21 protein-coding genes are annotated in these 22186 nt (G+C 64.2%); 6 read left to right on the top strand and 15 right to left on the bottom strand.

Features of this window, described 5'->3' with window-relative positions:
• Positions 1-91: 91 nt before the first annotated feature.
• Entirely contained in the window at positions 92-1546 is a 1455-nt protein-coding gene (locus ACFULT_RS21740) for a DUF2079 domain-containing protein (RefSeq protein WP_378482439.1), read from the bottom strand.
• Positions 1547-1623: 77 nt separating this feature from the next.
• Positions 1624-2592, bottom strand: a complete 969-nt coding sequence (locus ACFULT_RS21745; protein ID WP_037105344.1) for a GTP pyrophosphokinase family protein — start codon at positions 2590-2592, stop codon at positions 1624-1626.
• A gap of 172 nt (positions 2593-2764) precedes the next feature.
• Here ACFULT_RS21745 and ACFULT_RS21750 point away from each other — a divergent pair, with 172 nt between their 5' ends.
• Positions 2765-3739, top strand: coding sequence for a sigma-70 family RNA polymerase sigma factor (locus ACFULT_RS21750; RefSeq protein WP_378482440.1), 975 nt, complete (start codon positions 2765-2767; stop codon positions 3737-3739).
• Positions 3740-3775: 36 nt separating this feature from the next.
• On the opposite strand, the gene ACFULT_RS21755 is transcribed toward ACFULT_RS21750, so the two are convergent.
• The gene (locus ACFULT_RS21755; RefSeq protein ID WP_037105493.1) at positions 3776-4183 is read right to left on the bottom strand and encodes a VOC family protein; all 408 of its coding nucleotides are present in this window, start codon (positions 4181-4183) and stop codon (positions 3776-3778) included.
• A gap of 186 nt (positions 4184-4369) precedes the next feature.
• Between ACFULT_RS21755 and ACFULT_RS21760 the strand changes: the two genes are divergently transcribed.
• Positions 4370-5107 (top strand): SDR family oxidoreductase, encoded by a 738-nt coding sequence (locus tag ACFULT_RS21760; protein WP_094721168.1) that lies wholly within the window; start codon positions 4370-4372, stop codon positions 5105-5107.
• A 107-nt stretch (positions 5108-5214) separates the two neighbouring features.
• Here ACFULT_RS21760 and ACFULT_RS21765 read toward each other — a convergent pair whose 3' ends face one another.
• The 8 genes from ACFULT_RS21765 to ACFULT_RS21800 all read right to left on the bottom strand — a co-directional run bounded on the left by ACFULT_RS21765 (position 5215) and on the right by ACFULT_RS21800 (position 12785).
• Complete coding sequence (locus ACFULT_RS21765) at positions 5215-5481, bottom strand: hypothetical protein (protein WP_037105352.1); 267 nt, start codon at positions 5479-5481, stop codon at positions 5215-5217.
• 393 nt (positions 5482-5874) lie between these two features.
• A complete protein-coding gene (locus ACFULT_RS21770) occupies positions 5875-6636 on the bottom strand; it encodes an HpcH/HpaI aldolase/citrate lyase family protein (protein ID WP_037105355.1) in 762 nt (253 codons plus the stop codon).
• Between the two features lie 14 nt (positions 6637-6650).
• Positions 6651-7607, bottom strand: a complete 957-nt coding sequence (locus tag ACFULT_RS21775) for an aldo/keto reductase (protein WP_378482441.1) — start codon at positions 7605-7607, stop codon at positions 6651-6653.
• Positions 7604-8443 (bottom strand): ATP-binding cassette domain-containing protein, encoded by an 840-nt coding sequence (locus ACFULT_RS21780; RefSeq protein ID WP_052059135.1) that lies wholly within the window; start codon positions 8441-8443, stop codon positions 7604-7606. The genes ACFULT_RS21775 and ACFULT_RS21780 overlap by 4 nt, the downstream gene beginning before the upstream one ends.
• The gene (locus ACFULT_RS21785; protein ID WP_052059136.1) at positions 8440-9273 is read right to left on the bottom strand and encodes an ABC transporter ATP-binding protein; all 834 of its coding nucleotides are present in this window, start codon (positions 9271-9273) and stop codon (positions 8440-8442) included. Before ACFULT_RS21785 ends, ACFULT_RS21780 begins: the two co-directional genes overlap by 4 nt.
• Before the next feature lie 3 nt (positions 9274-9276).
• Positions 9277-10209 carry an ABC transporter permease gene (locus tag ACFULT_RS21790; RefSeq protein ID WP_037105360.1) on the bottom strand — a complete coding sequence of 311 codons (933 nt, stop codon included), beginning with the start codon at positions 10207-10209 and terminating at the stop codon, positions 9277-9279.
• A complete protein-coding gene (locus ACFULT_RS21795) occupies positions 10206-11204 on the bottom strand; it encodes an ABC transporter permease (protein WP_080732858.1) in 999 nt (332 codons plus the stop codon). Before ACFULT_RS21795 ends, ACFULT_RS21790 begins: the two co-directional genes overlap by 4 nt.
• A gap of 3 nt (positions 11205-11207) precedes the next feature.
• A complete protein-coding gene (locus ACFULT_RS21800; protein ID WP_094725125.1) occupies positions 11208-12785 on the bottom strand; it encodes an ABC transporter substrate-binding protein in 1578 nt (525 codons plus the stop codon).
• A 199-nt stretch (positions 12786-12984) separates the two neighbouring features.
• Between ACFULT_RS21800 and pdxA the strand changes: the two genes are divergently transcribed.
• Genes pdxA through ACFULT_RS21815 form a run of 3 tightly spaced genes read left to right on the top strand, consistent with a single transcriptional unit; the run spans position 12985 to position 17179 of the window.
• Positions 12985-15189, top strand: a complete 2205-nt coding sequence (gene pdxA / locus ACFULT_RS21805) for a 4-hydroxythreonine-4-phosphate dehydrogenase PdxA (RefSeq protein ID WP_378482442.1) — start codon at positions 12985-12987, stop codon at positions 15187-15189.
• A 9-nt stretch (positions 15190-15198) separates the two neighbouring features.
• On the top strand, positions 15199-15966 hold the full coding sequence (locus ACFULT_RS21810; protein ID WP_094654777.1) for a DeoR/GlpR family DNA-binding transcription regulator: 768 nt from the start codon (positions 15199-15201) through the stop codon (positions 15964-15966).
• A gap of 52 nt (positions 15967-16018) precedes the next feature.
• On the top strand, positions 16019-17179 hold the full coding sequence (locus ACFULT_RS21815) for an NAD(P)/FAD-dependent oxidoreductase (RefSeq protein ID WP_378482443.1): 1161 nt from the start codon (positions 16019-16021) through the stop codon (positions 17177-17179).
• Position 17180: 1 nt separating this feature from the next.
• Here ACFULT_RS21815 and ACFULT_RS21820 read toward each other — a convergent pair whose 3' ends face one another.
• On the bottom strand, positions 17181-17411 hold the full coding sequence (locus tag ACFULT_RS21820; protein ID WP_378482444.1) for a hypothetical protein: 231 nt from the start codon (positions 17409-17411) through the stop codon (positions 17181-17183).
• A 16-nt stretch (positions 17412-17427) separates the two neighbouring features.
• Between ACFULT_RS21820 and ACFULT_RS21825 the strand changes: the two genes are divergently transcribed.
• Entirely contained in the window at positions 17428-18519 is a 1092-nt protein-coding gene (locus ACFULT_RS21825; protein ID WP_378482445.1) for a hypothetical protein, read from the top strand.
• A 12-nt stretch (positions 18520-18531) separates the two neighbouring features.
• Here ACFULT_RS21825 and ACFULT_RS21830 read toward each other — a convergent pair whose 3' ends face one another.
• From ACFULT_RS21830 to ACFULT_RS21840, 3 genes are read right to left on the bottom strand one after another with little or no spacing between them, the layout of a single operon-like run.
• Complete coding sequence (locus tag ACFULT_RS21830) at positions 18532-19965, bottom strand: GntP family permease (protein ID WP_037105375.1); 1434 nt, start codon at positions 19963-19965, stop codon at positions 18532-18534.
• Complete coding sequence (locus ACFULT_RS21835; RefSeq protein WP_094654779.1) at positions 19962-20591, bottom strand: bifunctional 4-hydroxy-2-oxoglutarate aldolase/2-dehydro-3-deoxy-phosphogluconate aldolase; 630 nt, start codon at positions 20589-20591, stop codon at positions 19962-19964. The genes ACFULT_RS21830 and ACFULT_RS21835 overlap by 4 nt, the downstream gene beginning before the upstream one ends.
• Entirely contained in the window at positions 20588-22180 is a 1593-nt protein-coding gene (locus tag ACFULT_RS21840) for an amidohydrolase family protein (RefSeq protein ID WP_378482446.1), read from the bottom strand. The genes ACFULT_RS21835 and ACFULT_RS21840 overlap by 4 nt, the downstream gene beginning before the upstream one ends.
• Positions 22181-22186: the final 6 nt, after the last annotated feature.

Below are 22186 nucleotides of genomic sequence, written 5' to 3' on the forward strand. Positions count from 1 at the left end.
GGGCGTCGCTGCTTCGATGAAGCGGCACCCGGAGAGGCCAGACTACTAAGATAAGGCTAGCCTTTGTCAATTCGCCTGGACAGGTCGATCCTCACGGCCGCTCGAAGACCTCGATTCCGGCGTCGGTGAAGCGAAGTACGTAGCCCGACGCCACCGCGTCGGCGACTGCCTTGTCGTCGCCCGCACCATCCGTCGGCCATCCGGCAGGGTCGCTGCGGTTGACCACGATCCAGTCCGGCACTTCCGTGTTCGTCACACGTTGCGGAAACACAGAGACGTCGTGCGTGGCGACGAACTGCGGAACCAGATTGTTCGACGCCGCGATCGTCTCGCCCTCGGGGATGGCATCGGCGATTGCGTGGGATGCGGTGACCTGCGGATCGGTCGACCACCCGTCGGCTGTCGCCAAGCGAGCCATGGGAAGAAACGGAAGGGCGACGATCGCGAACGCAGCCACGGCCGTGAAGATCGTGCGTTGCCCACGCTCGGTGAGTTGCTCGTGCCTGCGGCACCGCACGACGGCGTCGATCAGGGCCGCGAAGACGACGACCATCAGGATCGCGTTGTAATGAAATATCGGCTTCCAGAAGTTGGTGTTGTCGCTGAGGAATCGCCACGCGACGGTGGGGACCGCGACCAGCAGGAGCGGAGAGCGCAGCGCTACGAACGCGGTCACGGCCAGGAGGAGGAAAGCAGTCGCTGCGCGGGAGTCACCTGCGACGACACCGTGGGCGGTATCGGCAATGCCCGACCCGAGGGGAGGCAACTTCGATCCCTGACCGTACGAGTCGTCGGCACTGAGCAGCGGGATGATCACCTTGACGGCGAGAACGACCCAGCCGAGGCCCCAGAGAACCGTCAGAGCTCCGAACACGCGGGTACGCCCGGTGGTCCAGAATGCGACCAGACCGCCGATGACGGCAACCGTCAGACCCATGTCCTCCTTGACGAACACCAGCGGGAGCGCCCATGCCAAGGCCGGTAGCCATCGACGATTACCCAGGGCGACGAGAGACATGGCCATCAGTGGCACGGCGAACGCGATTTCGTGGAAGTCGAAGTTCAGGGCGGCCTGCACACCCCAGGACAGGCCGTAGGCGAACGCCACCGCGATGCCTGTTGCCGTGCCGAACTCACGGACCGCCCACCGGGACAGCGGAACGACTGCCAGCGCGAACAGAACCGCCTGCGCGATCAGTAACGTCTCCGGCGACGGGAAAAGGCGATACACCGGTGCCAGCAGTGCGGTGATCGGGGAGAAGTGGTCGCCCAGGGTGTTGTAACCGGTGCCCAGGAGATCGGACGTCGGCGCCCGAAACTCGGCGTACGACGAGATCTGTTGCACGAAGATTCCGAGATCGAATCCGGACGTGCGGAGCTGTCGGTGGCCGAGCACGGACAACAGCGAGTACAGCGTCGCGAGGACCGCGAACGCCGTCACCGGGACGACGACATCAGCTGTGGGCCGCGCACGACTCGCTCGCGTGTCCAGGTGTTCCTCGACCGATTCGGCCGCAGTGGGCGGGGAGATCTCGGTTGCAGTCACAGGAAATGCTGTCTACCCGACGTTTCTTGGACCAACCTGAGAAGTGCAGGTGACAGCGCCCGGGCCGGACCGCTCGATCACACCCGCCGTTTGCGTGGACGATTCGACGGGGGTTGAGAGGACAAGTGGTAGTACAGGGCGTCGGCGGTGTCCTCCACGACGACCTCCACGACATCACCGACTTCGAGATAGTCGTCGACGGCAATGCGGTCCTTGGCACCGATCACCGCCTTGACCGAACGCGCGGGGATGAGTCCCCGGCGACCGTCCGGTCCGACGGCCAACGCATACCTCGGACCGGTGCGGGTGACTCGAGCAGAGATGATGGCCGAGTCCCTCGGGACCGGTTCGACGACGGCGCCCTTCGCGACGGCCGTCTGTGAATCGAGCTGCGCCGCGAGGTCGTCCGCCATCAAGTCGACCTGGAGGAGAAGCTCGGCCATCTGTCGTGCGTACTCGGTGTGCGCCTCAGTCGGCTTGAGAGCTTCGCCTGGCTTGTACATGTCCTCGTGGGTGAGTTCACCCCAGGCGTCCTGCAGTCTGGTCTTGACCTGTACTTCGACGTTCACGATCAGATCACCCTGGTGGGTGGCGACGCGAATGACCAGAATCGCGTGGTACGCGCGGTATCCACTGGGTTTGGGGAACGCGACGTAGTCGGTCGGGTTTCGGGCGAAGCGCACCGAGCATTCCGGGTCGGTGCACGCGCGTTCCAACGCGTCCACGAAGGCGTGAAGATCCCGCGGGCTCTTGCACAGAACCTTGATGCCGATCAGGTCCGGCAAGGATTCCACGACCTCGTCGATGGTCCTCGGCTCGACGATCCGGCCTTCCGTGATCTTCCGCCGCAGTTTGTCGGCTGCCCGCACCGGATCCTTGATTCGGGCGGTCTGCGCATTGAGCCGATCTCGGTCGACGTTGTCGAGGATCTCGTCCGCGATGGTCTCCAGAAAATTCTGAGCCGTCACCAGCGCGGCCTGCCATGCCCGGCGACGTTCGGCGTAGGCCTCGTCGACCAGGTCGTCGATGCTCGTCGACGCTGTCACCGTCCGCGCCTCCGATCACGCCCCGCGGGCTGTCCACACTTTATCCGCTTCGACGGGGAACGAGCCGACCGCCGCCGGCTTCGGCGCGCCCTGCGTGATCGGCCGCGTCGGCACAACTAATTCGTACGATCAGTCGGGCGTTCGTCGGAGTGTGGGATTAGTCTCTTCACTCATGACGGCCACGGTCGCAGAGGGCGACGCATTCGTAGCGCAGTTCGATCCCTATCGTCGTGAGCTGCTCGCTCATTGCTACCGCATGACGGGCTCGATTCACGACGCCGAGGACCTCGTGCAGGAAACGTACATCCGCGCGTGGAAGGGCTACTCCAAGTTCGAGGGGCGCTCGTCGATGCGGACCTGGCTGTATCGCATCGCCACCAACACCTGCCTCACGGCGCTCGACGGCAAGTCCAAGCGTCCGCTGCCGACAGGGCTCGGCGCGCCGAGTTCGGACCCCACCGACGACCTGGTGGCAACGCACGAAATTGCGTGGCTCGAGCCCATCGCGGATTCCGAACTCGCGGATTCGGACGATCCCGCATCGATCGTCGTCGGCAGGGACACCATCAGACTGGCGTTCGTCGCCGCACTGCAGCACCTCTCGGCACGTCAACGAGCAGCATTGCTGATGCGTGAAGTGCTGCAGTGGAAGGCGTCCGAAGTAGCGGAAGCCCTGGCGACCACCACCACCGCGGTGAACAGTCTGCTTCAACGCGCACGAGCGCAACTCGACGAGGTCATGCCGTCGGAAAACGATGTCGTCGAGCCAGCAGCCGCCGAGACCAGGGAACTGCTGGCCAAGTACGTCGACAGTTTCGAACGCTACGACATCGAGCAGCTCGTGACTCTGTTCACCCAGGACGCGGTGTGGGAGATGCCACCGTTCGAAGGGTGGTACCAGGGGGCCGAGAACATCGGCACCCTCATCCGTGGAAACTGCCCGGCGCAGCGAGCGGGCGATATGCGGATGGTCGCGACGTCGGCCAACGGTCAGCCCGCCTACGGGCTGTACATGCGAAACGAGGACGGAATCCACCTGCCGTTCCAACTCCACGTCGTCGACATCGTGGCGGGGAGAGTGGGCCACGTGGCGTGCTTCTTCGATCTGACCCTGTTCGAGAAATTCGGTCTGCCCGAGCGTCTCTGACAGGAGTTCGAGGGAGCCCCACCTGGCCCGTCCCGGCTATTCGGACGGCACGGCGCTGGGGTCCATCCACATGACTTCCCACACGTGGTTGTCGAGATCACGGAACGCGCGCCCGTACATGAACCCGTGATCCTGAGGCTCCATCCAACTCGACCCTCCGGCGGCGATCGCCGCGTCGACGAGTGAGTCGACCTCGTCGCGGCTGTCGGCGCTGATGCACATCAGGACCTCTCGCGACTGCGTCGTGTCGGTGATCGCGTCGGAGATGAAGTCCTTGAAGCGAGGTTCCGCCAGGAACATCACCGTCGCCTGCTCGCTGACGACCATCGATACACAGTTCTCGTCACTGAACACGTCGTTGAACTCGAAGCCCAGCCCGCCGAAGAAAGCGCGGGTGGCGGTGACGTCCTTGACGGGCATGTTGGCGAACAGCATTCGGGACATGGGGGTCTCCATTCATTCGGCGTGGAAGTCTCGTGTGTATCGACAACGGACGAATCGTGAATTCATCGCGGATCCGACATCGACTTTCTACCGCATTCGGGGAGTCGACTCGCCTGTAGCAAGATGGGAACACGTCATGCATGCCGGAAGCGGCGCGTCGACGCTGTTCGAACAAGAGGAGAGTTCATGGATTTGGGTCTGTCGGGTAAAGCGTTCGTCGTCACCGGAGGAACCGAAGGGCTGGGATTCGCGTCCGCGCGTGAGCTGCTTCGAGAGGGAGCGAAGGTGACGGTGGCCTCCCGGTCACAGACCAAGGTCGACGAGGCAGTGACCGAACTGGGCGCACACCGCCCCAACGCAGTCCACGGAATGGTCGCCGACAACGGCCATCCTGCGAGCGCACAGTTGCTCGTCGAGTCGGCCATCGCGCACTGGGGCAAGCTGGACGGGCTCGTCGTGAGTGTCGGCGGACCTCCGCCGAGCACCGCCCTCGATGCCACCGACGAGGACTGGACTGCGTCGTTCGAGTCCGTGTTCCTCGGGGCGGTGCGGCTGGCCCGCGAAGCGGCGAACGTCATGACCGACGGAAGTGCCATCGTGTTCGTCTTGTCGACATCGGTGAAATCGCCGTTGACGGGCCTCGGCGTGTCCAACGGACTGCGCCCGGGCTTGGCGATGGTGGCCAAGGACATCGCCGACGAGCTCGGGCCACGAGGAATCAGGGTCGTGAGCGTCCTTCCCGGGCGATTCGACACGTCCCGGGGCGGCGCCGTGTCCGACGATGCGCTGGCACGGATCCCGCTCGGCCGTATCGGCGATCCGGAGGAGTTCGGACGTACCGTCGCGTTCCTGGCGTCGCCGGCCGCGTCGTACATCACCGGCTCGACGGTCACCGTCGACGGCGGCGCCGTGCGCGCGCTGTAGAAGGTCCGGTCACCCTGACCGCACAGACGACGAGGCCAGACGACGAGGCCCCGAGCAGCAGTGCTGCTCGGGGCCTCGTGGCAAACAAGGAGGGGGATGTAACGGTTCTAGCGGGTCACCGAGGCGATGCGGGCGAGCATCCGCGACAGGGCCGAACCGTCGGAACCCAGTTCGTCGAAAGTCGACGTGGGGGTAGATACAGCTGCGTCGCTTGTGGCTGCAGCCAGTTTGCGCACCAGTTCGGTGCGGAGCTCGATAGCGCCCAGGATATCGGCGTCGAGCGTCGCGACCTGCTCGTGAAGCTGGTCGATCTGTACGTCGTGTGTTGGTGCTTCGTCGGCGCTGATAGCGAGCGAATCGATCTGCAAAGTCACATCGTCTCCTTTTGTTCGCGTCCTGAGGAATGATTCGTTTCGCTCCTCGGAACTGTTACACGGTCGCTCTATGTGTCAACGATGTTTCGTGGCCCCTACCAAGATGCCCAGTCTTGTGGGCTGGGCCAACCATCTGAAGCTGTGATGCTGCCAACAATCCGCAGCCACCCGGTGCCGGCCACCCGTCGAAGCAACACCGCGAGCGAGCGCGGTGTTCCTGACAGCGGCGGTCGATGTTCGTCCCACATTGAGTCTTCGTAGCCGTGAGCCTTGCGTACTGGATGAACTTTGCGATGAGCGCCGATTTCCACGTCCGCTGCTGGTCACACACGAGCGCCCCCGGTGTCACGAAGGCGTGTCACCAGGGGCGAAGCTCCATCTCGGCGTGGTCGGTCAGCCGCGGGCGGCTTTCAGATGATCCGCGGACACAGCTTTGAGATGTGTCAGGTCCGACGCGACGGTCGCCAGTGTGTACCCCTCGTCCAAGCGCTTGGCTGCCACAGCACCGGACGGTGTGTGAATGCCGGCCGTGATGCCTGCGGCGGCGGCGGCTCGGCACACCCGAACGAGTGCAGCCTCGAACTGCTCGTCCACGGAGGTGTCGGTCGGTGACGATCCACCCACCGCGAGCCGCAGATCGGACGGGCCGACGTAGACACCGTCGAGACCTGGAACGGCACAGATCTCCTCGACGTTCGCCAGCCCCTGAGGCGTCTCGATCATCGCCAGCACAACTGTGTCACGGTCGGCATCGGCAGGGTTGGGTCCTATCCGAAGCTGCGAGCGCATCGGACCGTAGGACCGAATGCCGGTCGGGGGATACGTTGCCGCCGAGACCGCCGCCGCTGCGTCTGCTGCGGTGTCGACGAGCGGAACGATGACGCCCGCCGCGCCTGCGTCCAGCGCACGCCCGATGACCGTCGCGTTGTTCGCTTCGACCCTGATCAGTCCGGCGGGACCGTTGGCTGCATCGATTGCGGTGAGCCCGGCGAGCATTCCGGAGTATCCGATCAATCCGTGCTGCAGGTCGAGTGCGATGTAATCCCAGCCGACATGGGCGAGCCACTCCGTGGAGACCGGGCTGTCGATGACGGACCAGTAACCGAGGATGCGCTCCCGGTTTCTGACGCGAGCGGCGAATTCCTGTGCAGACATGTGTAGAGGGCCTTTCAGCGGTTGTAGTTCGGCATCGGTCCACGCAGCGCGGAGCCGACGTCGTCGCACGCATCCACGACGTCGGCGCCGAGTGGACCTTTCGCGATCGCGGCGATGTTGGACTGCAGGTGCTCGACCTTGGATCCACCGAGCAGGATGGGACCTGCGGCAGGCTTGGACACCAGCCACCGCAGGGCGAGTTCGGTCAGTGGGACGCCTGCTTCGTCGGCGATCGTGGTGAGCTGCGCGACAGCGTCGAAAATTGCTGTGTTCCAGTACCGTTCGCGATACATGGCAGCCAGGCGTGAATCGCCGAATCGTCCGTCGGTCGGTGTCGCGTCCAAGGAATGCTTGCCGGTGAGCAACCCGCCACCGAGTGGGTTGTACACCATCGTGATCAATCCGGTCACGTCGGCGAACTCGACGTATTCCTCTTCGATCCTCCGGGCGAGGAGGTTGTAGAGCTGCTGCGCGACGATCGGCCGCGGCGCGCCGACCTCGTCGGCTACCCGGTTTGCCTCGGCGATCTGCCACGCCGCGAAGTTCGAGACGCCCAGAGCACGAATCTTGCCCTCCTGCACCAGTTCGGCGACGGTTGCCAAGGTGTCGGCGATCGGTGTCGCGCGATCCGGCTGGTGCAGATAGAACAGGTCGACGTAGTCCGTCTTCAGGCGAGCCAGGCTTGCCTCTACGCTCAGACGAAGACCCTTCGGTGACAACGGGCTGTTGTCCCCGGCGTCGGGGTTGGGCATTCCCGCTTTCGTCGCGAGGGTCACCCGATCGCGACGAGTTGCGAGCAGGTCCGCGAGTATCCGCTCGGATTCACCGCCCGCGTACCCGTTCGCGGTGTCGATGTGGGTGATGCCTGCGTCGACTGCAGCGTCGAACATCTTCGCAGACCCGGCGGCGTCGACGGTGTCGCCGAACGTCATGGTGCCCAGTACGAGTGGGGAAATGTCGAGTGAGGTCATACAGGAGCTCCTACGGAAGGGGTGGACAGGCGAGACACGATGTGACGAGGTTTGATTCCGACCATTGTCGCCGGGTCGAGGGCAGCTGCGCGCAGCGCCCGGGTGTAGGGCTCCTTGGGGCGTGCGAGCACCTCCTCGGTGTCGCCTCCTTCGACGATGCGGCCCTTGCTCATCACGACGACGGTTTCACTGATCTCGCGGACGACACCCAGGTTGTGCGAGATGAAAACGTAGGTGAGTCCGGTGTCCTTCTGAATCTCCCGCAACAAAGTCAAAACCTGAGCCTGCACGGACACGTCGAGGGCGCTCGTCGCTTCGTCGCACACCAGAATTTCCGGCCCGGACGCGAGTGCGCGGGCGATGCCGATGCGTTGACGTTGGCCACCCGAGAATTCGACCGGTCGGCGGTTCAGTGCAGTGCTCGGCAGGCCGACCTGATCGATGAGTCTCGCTGCCTTCTTGGCTCGCTCGGACTTGCTGCGAATTCCCTTCAGTCGCAGCGGTTCGCCGACGATGTCCACTGCGGTCAGGTGAGGATCGAGGGATCCGTACGGATCCTGGAACACCATCTGTACGCGAGATCGGAACGGGCGTAGGGACTTCTCGGACAGTCCGGCGATGTCCGTTCCGTCGACGACGATGCGGCCCGAGGTGGGGGTGAGCAGACGAACGATGGATTTCGCGATCGTCGACTTTCCGCAGCCCGATTCACCGACAACGGCCAGCGTCTTGCCTTTGTCGACCGAGAAGCTCACCGAATCGACAGCTCGGAACACGCCGTCGGCGACGGGGTACTCGACGACGAGATTCTCCACCGACAGCAATGGGGTGGTCATACCGTTACCTCGACTCGTTTAAATTGGCCGGCACTCTGGTTCCACGTCCCGAGGTGCGGGATCGCGTCCAGCAGCTTCTTGGTGTACGGATTCCGGGGCGCTCCGACGAGTTCTTCCGCGCCACCGTCCTCGACGAAGACACCGCTCTTCATGACGTAGATGCGGTCCGACACCAACCGTGCCACACCGAGATCGTGGGTGATGACCAGCATCCCGATGCCGGTTCGTTCCTGCAGCTCCATCAGCAGATCGAGAATGCTGGCCTGCACCGTGACATCGAGGGCGCTGGTGGGCTCGTCGGCAACTATCAATTCCGGGCTCGACGCAAGAGCACTGGCGATCAGCACACGCTGAAGCATGCCGCCCGACATCTGATGGGGATACTTGCCCAACTGGATTTTCGGGTCGGGGATGCGAACCTGTTCGAGGAGCTCGATGCAGCGCGCCGTCTGCTTGGACTTTCCCGTCACGCCGCTGTGCCGGACAGCTTCCTTCAATTGGTTGCCGATGGTGTGAACCGGGGACAGCGCCGTCATCGGATCCTGCGGAATCAATGCAATGTGCTTCCCGCGAATCTTGCTCAGCTGCTTGTCCTTACCGAGGATCTCGGTGTCCTTGAAGGTCACCGATCCTGACATCACCGCGAGATCCGACGGCAACAGCCCCAGCAGGCCCATTGCCGTCGTCGACTTGCCGGAGCCGGATTCACCGATGATCGTGACCGTTTCACCGGCGTCGATGCAGAACGACACACCGTCGACGGCCCGGATGACGCCCTTGTCGGTAACGAGTTCGATCTGGAGTTCGTCGACCTTCAATAGGTTTCCCATGACTTATGCGCCTTTCTTGAAGCGAGGGAAAATGCCGAATCTGCCGGATCCCGCGGGGCGGTCGCGGAGACCGTCGCCGAGGAGGTTCACCCCGACCACGAGGATCACGATCATCAGTCCCGTGAAGGTGACGATCCACCACGAGGTGGTGATGTAGTCCTGCCCGTCGGAGATGATGCGGCCCCACGTGGCGAACGGTCGCTGCGGGCCTGCGCCGAGGTAGGACAACGAGCTCTCGAGCAGGACCGCCTGGGCGAGGAGCAGCAATACGACGAGCGAGGCCTGCTTGATGATGTTGGGGACCACGTGGCGGAGCAGGATCGCGGTGCGGCTCAGCCCGAGGACGCGAGCTGCGGCGACGTAGGGCTTCTCGCGTTCGACCAGAACGAGCGATCGCGTGAGCCTGGCGACCTCGGGCCACTGTGCGATCGCGATCACGAAGGTGATGACCGGGATCGAGGGGCCGAAGAGTGCAACGACGAGGAGCAGCATCATCAGAAGGGGCAGCGAGAGCTGCGCTTCGAGCAACCGGGAGATGACGGCGTCGACCCAGCCGCCGAAGTACCCGGCTGCGCTGCCGGCAACGACGCCGATGATCCCGGAGACGACGACGGCGAGGATGCCGATCGTCAGCGACACCTGGCCTCCGAAGAGAATGCGCGACAGTAGATCTCGACCGAGCTGATCGGTACCCAGAAGGTGACCGTCGGTCAACGGTGGGAGCCGACGCTGGACCAGATTGGTCTGATTGGGGTCGTCGAGGGGGAGTAGGCCGGCGAGTGCGACGGGCAGAATGACTAGCAACGACAAGGCCGTGCCGGCCCAGATCTTGACGCGGCTGTCGCGTCGGCGTCGAGTTGCGCCCGCGCGGGCGAAGTCGGCTGCGGTGACAGCGCTCGGGCGCTTGTTCACCGGAGGTTCCAGCACTGCGGTCATTTGCTTACGCCCTTTCCGAGGCGGACCCGAGGATCGAGGAGTGGGTAGCAGAGGTCGACGAGCAACTGCACCAGAACGGCGAGGATCGCAGTGACGAGTACGGTCGCCTGGATGAGCGGATAGTCACGTGTTTCGAGCGCGCGGACGACGAGGGAACCGACACCGGGCCACGCGAAGACGACTTCCACGACGACGACACCGTTGAGCATGCCTGCGAACCGAGTCCCCAGAGCGGTGACGACGGGGATCGCAGAGTTGCGCATCGCGTAGCGCCACGTGAGTTCGCGTTCGGAGATGCCGCGCGATCGCGCGACCGTGATGTACGGCGACGCATAGGCATTGACCATCTCTCGGCGAACCATCCGCGAGATCAACGCGATCTGCAGGATGGAGATCGTCACCGTGGGCAGGATGAGCGACCACCATGTGGTGAAACCGGCTGCCGGAAGAACAGGAACGAGAACCGCGAACAACGTCACGAGCATCAGCCCGCTCCAGAATTCCGGCATCGACTGTCCTGCAACGGTGACGGCATTGGCTCCGAGCTCGCGGCGGGTGTCGGCGTGCTTGGCCATCCACACACCGAGTGGAATCGACAGCACTGCGGTCAGCAGGATCGCAGCGACGGCCAGAGTGATCGTGTACGGCAAGCGGTCGAAGACGACCTCGAGAGCAGGAGCCTGGAAGGAGTACGACGTGCCGAACTGCAAGTGCAGCAGATCCCACAGGTAGATGAGGTACTGCTGGAACACGGACTTGTCGAGTCCCATGTCCGAGCGGATCTGTGCGAGATCCTCGGTGGAAGCAAGAGGGCCGGCGAGTGCGTAGGCGGGGTCGCCTGGTGCCATCCGGATGAGAACGAAGACGGTGGTGAGCGTCAGGAAGATAGTGAGAACGCTCTGCGCGAGGCGCTTGAGAACGTAGCGAGCCGTCGCATTCTTCGCCGCTCGGCCGATCACCGGGGCCTGCTTCTTCTTGTCGAGTGTCAGGGTCATGACTCAGGCCTCCAGTCGGACTGAGCCGAGGTCGTAGGAGTTGATGGGCGTCAGCGCTACGTTCTGCACGCGGGTCCGCTTGGCCAGCAGCGCGTTCGGAACGAAGCTCCACAGGCACGGCCACGTGTTCCAGATGTCCTGCTGGGCATCGGCGAGCAGTGATGCGCGACGCACTGGATCGGGTTCGCTCGACGCAAGTTCGATCTTCTCGGTGATCTCGGGAAAGACGTACCCGTGGTAGGTGTCGCGGGTTGCTTCCTTCTCCGCCGTGCCGGCGTACATGCCCTGGATGGTGGTCAGTGCAAGCCCGGTCTGGTTGCCGTACCCGTTGCCGAGTACGTCCCAGTCGCCGACCTTGCCCTGACGCCACGAGCTGATGTCGCCCCCGGGTTCGAATTGCTGAAGCTTCACCCGCACGCCGATGTCGGTCATCATCTGCGTGACCGACTCCATGAGGGAAACGTCGTTGGTGAATTCTCCTGTCTCCCAGATGAACGTCAATTCGAGGTCGGTGACCCCCTCGGCGTCGAGCATCTGCCGTGCCTTCGCCGGATCGAACGTGTACTGGCCTGTCTCGACTGCACCGGACAATGTGCTGGGCGCTGCACCTGTTGCTTGAACGGCGGAGCCGATCAGAACGTCGCGAGCGAGCGATTCCCCGTCGATCGCGTAGGTCAGAGCCTCGCGTACCCGCGCGTTCGCGAGTGGATGATCTGCGGGCTTTCGGAAATTGAAGAACAGCTGATTGATACGCGTGCTCGGCACCGTCTCGATCTGGACACCGGGGAGGGATGCGAGCTGTTCGGCCGAATCGGGGCTGATCGAGTCGATGACGTCGACCTCACCGCTACGCAGTGCGACGACGCGGGCTGCCTCTTCTGGAATGAATCGCACGCGAACCTGTTGCACGCTGGGCGCCTCGCCCCAGTAGAACTCGTTTGCCACGAGGGTGTATTCACCGGTGCCGCGGTTCGATTCGGTCACCACGAACGGTCCGGTGCCGATTCCGGACTGCAGTTCGTTGGGCTCGTTGGCGGATGCGGGCGTGATGAGGATATTGGACATGAGGCTGTCCAGGACGGGCAGAGGAGCGGTGGTCCTGAGGATGAACGTGCGGTCGTCGACAGGTACGACCGTCGGCCACTCGGGGAACTGAGGTGCCACGAACGAGCCGCTGACCTGTTGGTACATCTCCATGGCGACGGAGATGTCCTCGATTCTCACCGGAGTCCCGTCCGAGTACTTGACGCCTTCACGAAGGCGAACCGTCCACTCGGTGGGGGACGTGGCGTCGAATCGGTCGGCGAGAACGAGCTGTGGCGTCAAGTCGTCGCCGATACGGGTCAGTCCTTGGCGGACGCCGCGCTGTGCTGTGACCGCGGCGTCGAACTGGTTGAGTTTGTTGTCCAGGCTCACCAGTGAGCGGTTGAGCCCGAGGACGAGGGTGTCCTGCGACGGTTTCCCGGTCGGGCCTGCGCACGCGACGGTTGAACCGAGCAGCGTCACGCCTCCGGCCATGCCGGCGTACTGCAGAAAGTTCCGCCGCGACACGGACGGCATCCGCAAACGAGATGGGGTCATCGGTGACCTTGACCTTTCGAACTGGCAAACGCGAGGAAGCGTGCACGCGGTGAGGTGTTCTTACCGCAGGCGACGCTTGTAACTCAGCTCACAATGGCACTCTTGCGCGTTTCGCGCAAGACCCGTAGCTTTTGTTGCGTAGTTCGCGCATGTTTTCACGAAAGCGTGCATACTCGGAACATCGACGAAAGGACGGATCGTGGGGATCGACTCGCTGGTGATACTCGCCGACGACCTGTCCGGCGCGGCCGAGTCGGCAGCCGGCTTCCTGGCCTCGGACGTGTCTCTCGGCTTGGGTGTTCCCTCGCCGAACGAGGTGACCTCTCGAATCACCGTCGTCGACCTGCACACTCGCAAGCTCGACCGCGCCGACGCCGCGCGAGCCGTCGAAGACTCGCTCGCCTGCTTTCCTGGGGCGCGCGTGGTCAAGAAGATCGACTCCCTGCTGAGAGGCAACATCGAGGCCGAGGTCGGCGCACTCGCAGCCGACGGATCTGCGGTCGTCGTCGTGGCAGCATTCCCAGCAATCGGGCGGACCGTCGTCGACGGCGTCGTACACGTTCAGGACGTCCCGCTGCATCGGACTGCACTGTGGCATGCCGAACGGGATTCGCCTCCTACGTCCGTGGCCGCTGCCCTGGGGAACATCTCTCCGACGGGTGTCTCTCTCGAGCAGGTTCGTGGGGCCGGACTGGCGGACGTGCTCTCCGACCTCGTGGCGCTGGGCCGCGTACCTGTGTGCGATGCAGAAACCGATGCGGACATCGACGCCGTTGTCGCCGCGTCGCAGTCGATCACCGGTGTCCGGCTGGTGGGAACGGCGGCGCTCATGGCGTCGGTGGCACGCGCCACCTCGGTGAGTGCACACACGCACCCCACCGCGGATCACGATTTCGCCGGGAGGAGCGTGCTCGTCGTCGTCGGAACCGCCGATCTCGTTGCAGTCGAACAGGTTCGTGCCCTGGAGAATGCGGGAGTCCCGCACGTTCACCTGGATGCGAGGGCGTTGGTCGCAGGCACGATCGACGTGGAACCGATCTTCGACGCGCTGGATTCAGGCACCGCGATAGTGACGGTCTCGGGCCCCGTCACACCGGCCGATTCAGCTGCAGTGGTCGCCGGTCTCGCGCAGTTGGTTGCCTGGGTCGAGCGCGATCGGAAATCCGACCTCGTTCTCACCGGAGGCGAAACCGCTCGAACCGTTCTCGACCGGCTGGGAGTGCGCAGGTTGACCCCGGTCTGCGAAATCGAGACCGGCGCAGTACTTTCCCTGACACCTGCCGGCCGCCGGGTCATCACACGGCCGGGCAGTTTCGGAGGCGTCGACAGCCTCCGTGTTCTCGCAGACTCGTTACGTTCTTCCAGCACCGACAGCAAGGAATCTTTCATGTCAGAATCGACCCCACTTCCACTCGTCGCCGTCACGATGGGCGACGGCGCAGGCGTCGGACCCGAAGTGATCGTGCCGGCGCTCCTCGACGCCAAGACGATCTCGTGGTGCCGACCGGTTGTCATCGGTGACGCCAAGCGCCTGTTGTCGGCCGCGGAGGTACTGGGTCTCGATGTCGACATCGCTGTAGTCGAGACCATTGCGGATGCGGAGTTCACCCCCGGGCGCATCAACGTGATCGACCTCGACCTGTTGCCCGACGACCTGGCTTGGGGCGAGCTCTCCGCAATCGCCGGTGACGCCGCATACCAATACATTCGGGTTGCCAGCGAGTTGGCGGTGCGCGGAGAGGTCCAGGCTATCTGCACCGCCCCACTCAACAAGGAGGCGTTGCACGCGGCCGGACACATCTACCCGGGCCACACCGAACTGCTTGCACATCTGACCGGCACCGAGGAGGTGTCGATGATGCTGTCGACCCCGAAGCTCAAGGTCATCCACGTCACCACGCATATCGGTCTGCTCGACGCCGTGGCGAAAATCGAGCCGGGACTCGTGGAACGCACTATTCGTCGCGGGTACGAAGCGCTCGTTCGGACGGGGAACGCCAGCCCCAAGATCGGTGTGTGCGGCATCAATCCGCACGCGGGTGAGAACGGTCTGTTCGGCTACGGCGAAGAAGACCTGAAGATCGTTCCCGCGGTCGAGAAGCTCAAGGTAGACGGTATCGATGCAGTCGGTCCGCTACCCGCCGACACGGCATTCTTCCTGGCCGGACGCGGCGACTACGACCTCATTGTCGCGATGTACCACGACCAAGGGCACGGGCCGGTCAAGGTTCTGGGAATCGAGGCGGGAGTGAACATCACCGTCGGGCTCCCGGTGATCCGTACGTCCGTCGATCACGGGACCGCTTTCGACATTGCGGGCAAGGGGATCGCGGAGGCCGGTAGTATGGTCGAAGCTTTGCGGCAGGCTGCCGAACTCGCAACCAGCACAACTGTTCTGAAGTAAGGGGAGCGCGTGGCGGTACGGGAGTCGGAGGCACGTCGCTCGGAGATCGTGCGTATGGCCCAGACGTCGGGGCTGGCAAGCGTCGAGGAATTGTCCGCGCAGTTCGGCGTGACGGCGTCGACCATACGGCGTGATCTGAGTCAGCTCACCGCGCAGGGGCTCATGGCGAGAACCTACGGCGGCGCGATCGCACTGAATCCACATCCCGAGTCATCGCTTCGCCAGCGATCTCTCGAAGGATTCGAAGCCAAGCGCGCGATCGCAGAGTGGGCAGCCGGACAGATATGCCCGGGCGAAACTGTCCTGCTCGACGCCGGTACGACGGTGGGCACCATGGGTGAGTTCCTTCGTGACGCGGAAGATCTGACAGTGATCGCGGCAGGACTCACTGCCCTAGAGGCCTTGGCCGACGCCGATTCCGTACGGGTCGAATGCCTCGGAGGCACGTTGCGGCATCTGAGCCAGGGATTCGTCGGACCGATCGCAGAGGCGTCGTTGCAGCGAGTCTCCTTCGACCGAGCGTTTCTCGGCGCGGACGCGGTGACGGCAGAGTTCGGAATCTGTGAGGCCGAACTGGTCCAGACACGGCTGAAGGAACTGATGATGGAGCGCGCCGGACGTACGTATGTACTTGCGCACTCGGCCAAGCTGGGGCAGAAGCCGTTCCACGCCTGGGCGCCCATTCCTCCCGGTACGACCCTCGTCACGGATTCGGCCGCGACTCGGGAGCAGATCGAGCCGTTCGAGAGGGCATCGATCGACGTAGTGGTTGTCTGACGTGCATCCGGGGTAGACGACCTAAAGGGTTGTCTACTGCAAGGAGTGCGTTGTGCGCTACGACTATCTGATCGTCGGCGGCGGAATGGTCGCCGACAACGCTGCACGTGGAATTCGAGAGCTGGACAAGACGGGTTCCATCGGAATTCTGGGCACCGACAGCGACGAGCCTTACACCAGGCCCGCGCTGTCGAAGAAGCTGTGGACCGACAAGGATTTCGGCCGTGACCAGGTCCCGCTGAACACGGCGTCGGACACCGGCGCGGAGATACACACCACCACTCGGGTGGTGTCCGTCGACCGTGCGAAGCGGACCGTCGCCACCGATTCGGGTGACGAATTCGAGTACGGCGAACTGCTGCTGGCAACGGGAGGCTCGCCCAGGCAGATCGACCTCGCGCCGAGTCCTCGGGTGATCTACTTCCGGACCTTCGCCGATTACCGGGCGCTCCGTGAGCAGTTGCAGACGGCGTCACACATCGCCGTGGTCGGCGGTGGGTACATCGGCGCCGAGATCGCGTCGGCCCTGGTTCAGAACGGCGTCGAGGTCACGTTGGTGACGTCCGACGCCAAGGTCGGTGCGCACATGTTCCCGGACGCCCTGGCGACGGCGTTCGATCAGGGGTTCGTCGACCACGGTGTGACGGTGCGCCGAGGAGTGAAGGTGACCTCGGGCGCCGAGGCGTCGGCGCGGGTTCAGCTACAACTCGACGACGGGTCCGCTCTCGAAGCCGATGCGGTGGTGTTCGGGCTCGGTGTCACCCCGAACTCCGACCTCGCCGAGGCAGCGGGGCTGAAAACCGACAACGGCATCGTCGTCGACGAGTTCTTGCGGACCGACGACGAGCACATCCACGCGGCGGGCGACGTTGCGAACTACCCCGATGCGATCCTGGGTCGTCGACGCATCGAGCACGTCGACAACGCCAACGAGATGGGTAAGGCGGTCGGTCGAATCATGGCGGGCGGCACCGACCCGTACACCTACACCCCGTACTTCTACTCCGACGTGTTCGACGACGGATATCAGGCCGTCGGCACGGTGTCGACATCGTTGAAGACGGTGGAGGACTGGAAAACCAAGCCCAGCGAGGGCATCGTCTACTACGTCGACGAGTCCGATGCCGTGAAAGGTGTGCTGTTCTGGAACGTCTGGGAAGGCTTGGACGACGGGAAACAGCTCATCGCCGACGCGTCGGCGCCGCCCGTGTGAATCAGGACTTGTTCGCCGCGCTCGCTGCCGTCGCCAGCTGAGTCAACAGGGGAGGCACGTCCATCCGCGGTACGACGGCCTCGATCACGACCATCCGGTCTCGTTGTGCTGCTGCGTCGTTCAGTACATTGCGGAGTTCGCCGACTGTCGTGACCCGGCGAACAATGGGCTCGGTACCGACGCCGAGCGCGGCGGGGATCGAAGAATTCTGGAACAGTGGATATCGACACATGGCAGAGGAGTCCAGAATGCCCGCACACCGCGAGATCGGAACCGAGCGCGAACGCGTCGAGGAACGAGTGCGGCGCTGGTGCGAGGACGCTCGGCTCGAGGGCCGCCGTCCGTTGTTGTCCGACGCCTCCGCCCTGGCGATAGCGTGCGGAAGGCTCGACGAGGCGACGCGCGCGGTGCTGTCGGCCAGGCGTCGAGCAGGTAGGTCGCTGCCGAGTGTCGGCGGGTTCGGTGCGGTGCGTGTGCTGGCGGACGAGCGTGATCGCTGGTTGTCGAAGGACACGAAGAACAAACCGGGGTCGGCGATGGTGTACCGCCTGCGCGCCGCAGAACTGGCGAAACGACTGGACCACCTGCGGACGGAATTCACGCTCTCCAGCACGCACTACGCGCACGGCGTGCGGGCCGTCCGCCGGGATCGACGTGACGGTCTGCACCTCGATCTCGACCAGCGTGACCTGCTGTTCGACGCGACGATGCACACCCCTGTTCCTCGACGCGAACAGGGAACGACGCTGGAACGCACCGGGATGGCTTTGCTCGAGACCGCGGCGGAACGAGTGTCCGAGGCGGCCGCGAACACGCGGTTCGCCGAGCTCGGGGACAAGGCAGCGAGCGTGGTCGTCGATTATGCGGACCGACGAGACGACGCGTTCCTGGACGAATTCGAAGCCCTACTGTTCCTCGCCGGTCACTCGGTGGACCGAATCCACACCTCACCGGCGTGGCGATCCGACCATTTTCTCGTCCAGCGCACGCAACTCGACCTGATCGACGAGCTGACCCAGATTTCGGTCGACGTGCATTCGTTGCAGGGGATCGGTGACGAACTCGACGGCATCGCCGCGATGATGTTCGACGACGCCACCCGCGCTCATGTGTTGACCAGGCGTGCCGCCCTCGACACCGTGTGGTCTCAGCTCATCGACCGTGTCGCAGCGCTGGTGCGCGTCGCGGATCTCGTGACCCACGCGGAGGGCGACCTGCGGACCATGGACGTGATGCAGAAAGCGCAGAGCCTCGACAGCAGAATCGATGCACTCGTGGCTCGCGCTGGCCAGCGCGAACTGTCCGCCGACAACACTCACTTCGTCGGCGACCAGTTCTAGCGCCGCGACGGGTCAGGCGATGATGGCGAAGAGCACTGCCGCCACCGCGAAACTGACCACCGACAGAATCGTTTCCAACACTGTCCATGTCTGCAGTGTCTGCTTGACCGTCATGTTGAAGAATTTCGCGATGATCCAGAAACCACCGTCGTTGACGTGACTGAGAATGATGGAGCCCGCTGCGATCGACATCGCGACGAGCGCGGTGGCCATCGGTGAGTAGTCCTGCGCCGCAACGAGAGGTCCGACGATTCCGCCGGTCGTCACGATCGCGACGGTGGCCGAGCCCTGGGCGATACGCAGCGCGCAGCTGATGACATACGCGAGGACGATGATCGGCAGCCCGGCGGCAGCCATGGCGTCGGCGAGGGCGGTGCCGATTCCCGTGGCCGAGATGACCTTTCCGAAGAAGGCGCCTGCACCGACCACCAGAAGCAACATGCCGACCGGACGCAGGGATTCTCCGGTCAACGTGCTCAGTTCCTGAACCGTCGAACCGCGCCGGATCCCCAGGACGTAGAACGCGATCAACACGGCGATGAGCAGTGCGACGGCCGGTGTGCCGAGGAAAGTCAGCACCTCGAGCAGATTGCCCGGGTCGAGGAGGATGCTGCCGAATGTGGCGCCGAGAATGAGGACGAGCGGGACCGCGATGATCGCACCGATGAGTCCGACCGACGGGGGAGTGGTGACGACGGGACGCTTGGTCGCGACGCCGCTGCCGCCCGTCGGCTCGGCGTCGTCGCCTTCGTTGACGAAGTCCTCGGGCACATCGACGATGACGCGTTTGCCGATCCAGTTGCCCCAGACGAGGCCTGCAGCGATGAATCCCGGTATACCGCAGACGAATCCCATGAGGATGAGCCAGCCGAGGTTGACCTCGAGCAGTCCGCCGAGAGCGACCGGTCCGGGGTGAGGCGGTAGGAATGCGTGGGTCATCGAGAGGCCGGCGAGCATCGGAAGTGCGTACAGCACCAACGATTTACCGCCCTGGCGAGCTGCAACGTAGACCAACGGCGCGAGAACGAAGATGCCGATGTCGAAGAACACCGGGATGCCGAAGATGAGACCCAGCAGACCCATCGCGATCGGCGCACCGCGGTCCCCGAACACCCCGAGGAGCTTGGAGGTCAAAGCCTGCGCTCCACCGGATCGTTCGAGGATGGCGCCCAGTACGGTGCCGAGTCCGATGATGACCGCGATGTGCCCGAGAATGCCACCGAACCCGGTTTCCAGTAGTGACTCGTTGCTCTTTATCGCTGTACCCACGATTTCCGACACCGGCAGGCCTGCCGCCAGAGCGAGACCGAGTCCGACGATCAGCAGGGCTACGAACGGTTCGAGCTTGACCCTGATGATGACGAAGAGAAGTACGGCGATGGCCAGGCCACACAATACGAGAAGGCCAGGGGTGGATGTCCTGAGCCAGTCGACGGCGGTACTCATGAAGTGCCTTTCGGTGAAAGAGAAGTGACGAAACGTTGTGCGCGTTCGGCGATACCGTCCCAGTCGTCGGATGCGACGGCTGCGGGCGAGACGACGTCTGTTCCTGCAGTGACGGCGACTGCGCCGACCGCGAGGAAGTCCGCGGCATTGGAGGCGTTGACGCCGCCGGACGGGACGAGCTTGGCGTCCGGCAATGGCCCGAGTAGGTCTTTGAAGTGCGCGGGACCGAGGGCTCGTGCCGGGAAGATCTTCACGGCCGCAGCGCCCATGTCGATCGCGTCCATCACCTCGCTGGGAGTCAGAGCGCCCATCATCAGCGGAACATCGCGTGCCGAGGCGACCTCGGCGACGGCCGGTCGGAGCCCGGGGGTGACGAGGAATTGCGCGCCGGAGTCGATCGCTGCCCGGGCCTGTTCGGACGTCAGGACTGTGCCGGCTCCGATCACCGCACCCGCGTCGGCGGCCACACGCAGCAGGTCGAGCACGCCAGGCGTCGTGAACGTCAGCTCGACGGCGCGGATACCGCCCCTGGCCAGGGCGTCGGCGAGTGCCTGCGGATCGGAGATCGAGGGCGCTCGCACCACGGCGAGGGCACGGTCGTCGAGGATGGTCTGCAGTGCGTTCATCGTTGCGCTCTCAAAGAATGTCCGGCGAGAATGCCGGTGGGTTGTCCGTCGTCGATGGCGAGTCGGCCGTTTACGATCACATGGCCGATACCGACAGCCTGTTGCTTCGGCTGCTCGAAAGTCGCTGTGTCGCGGACTGTATCGGGATCGAAGAGAACCAGGTCCGCAGCGTTGCCGACCGCGATGGTTCCTCGGTCGGTGAGTCCGAGCCGCTCCGCCGGTCGTCCGGTCAAGTGGTTGACGCAGTCCTCCAGGTCGAGGAGCTTCTCCTCGCGCACGTAGTGGCCCAGGTAGCGCGGAAATGTTCCCCACGCCCGTGGATGGGGGCGTTCGCCGACGAGAATGGCGTCGCTTCCGCCCATGTGCCGAGGATGCGCCATGATCGCGCGCACGTTCTCCTCGTGCCCGACATGCTGCAGAATCGTCGTCGCCAGTTGGTCGCGTACGAGGATGTCGAAGAACGAGTCCACCGGTGATTCGCCCCGTTCGGCGGCGATGTCCACCATCGTCTTGCCCACCAGCGAGTCCAGTTCCGAATTCGCGACACCACTGATCTGGATGGTCTCCCACTCGACCGTCACACCGTGGCAGCCGTCGGATCCGTTCACGTTCACGTCCTCGGTGATGCGAGCGCGCATCTCCGGGTCGCCGAAACGGGCAAGCGCCTGATCCGGCCCACCGGACATGGCCCAGCTCGGAAGCAATGCGGACAGCGTCGTGGCTCCGGGCAGGTACGGGTAGGTGTCCAGCGTGACGTCGCAGCCGTCGGCAAGTGCAGAATCCACCTTGTCGAGGAATTCGCCCGCCCGGCCGCGGTTCACGCCGAAGTTCATGGTCGCGTGGGTGAGGTGCAGCGCGCATCCGGTCGCCCGCGCAAGATCCAGCATCTCCTGATACGCCTCCAGCGCACCTGCGCCGTACGATCGCGTGTGCGGAGCGTAGAAGCCTCCGAAATCGGCGACGACTTCGCACAATGCCCGGAGTTCGCTTGTATCGGCGTACATCCCGGGTGTGTACGTCAACCCGCTCGACATCCCGACGGCGCCCTCGCTCAGGCCCTGGGCAAGCAGTTCCTGCATGTGGGAGATCTCGCGAGGCGTCGCCGGACGCTGATCGCCGCCGACGGCCAGATACCGGAGCGTGCCCTGAGGTACGAGGTACGCCGCGTTCGGTGTGATGCCCTGATCGAGCCGCGTCAGGTACTCGGCCACCGACCGCCAGGAAAAATCGAGGTCCGACGGGTTGCCGTTCCAGCCGGCGATCTGACGGCGCACGACATCGAGCGTGGCGTCGTCGATCGGGGCGTAGGCGATACCGTCCTGGCCGATGACCTCGGTGGTCACGCCCTGACTGATTTTCGGGAAATGCCCTGGATCGGTCAGCAACCGAAGATCGGAATGTGCGTGCATGTCGATGAAGCCGGGGGAGAGCACATGCCCAGCCTCGGCCTCGATGACCCTGTCCGCGGCGGTCGTGACGCCGGGTTCGGTGATGGCCGCGATGATGCCCCCGTCGACGAGGACGTCACGACGCACGCGCGGTGATCCGGTTCCGTCGACGACGTCGGCTCCGCGAATCAGCAATGTCATTCGTGG

The organism is Rhodococcus sp. NPDC057297, from assembly GCF_042667435.1.
GTDB lineage: Bacteria > Actinomycetota > Actinomycetes > Mycobacteriales > Mycobacteriaceae > Rhodococcoides.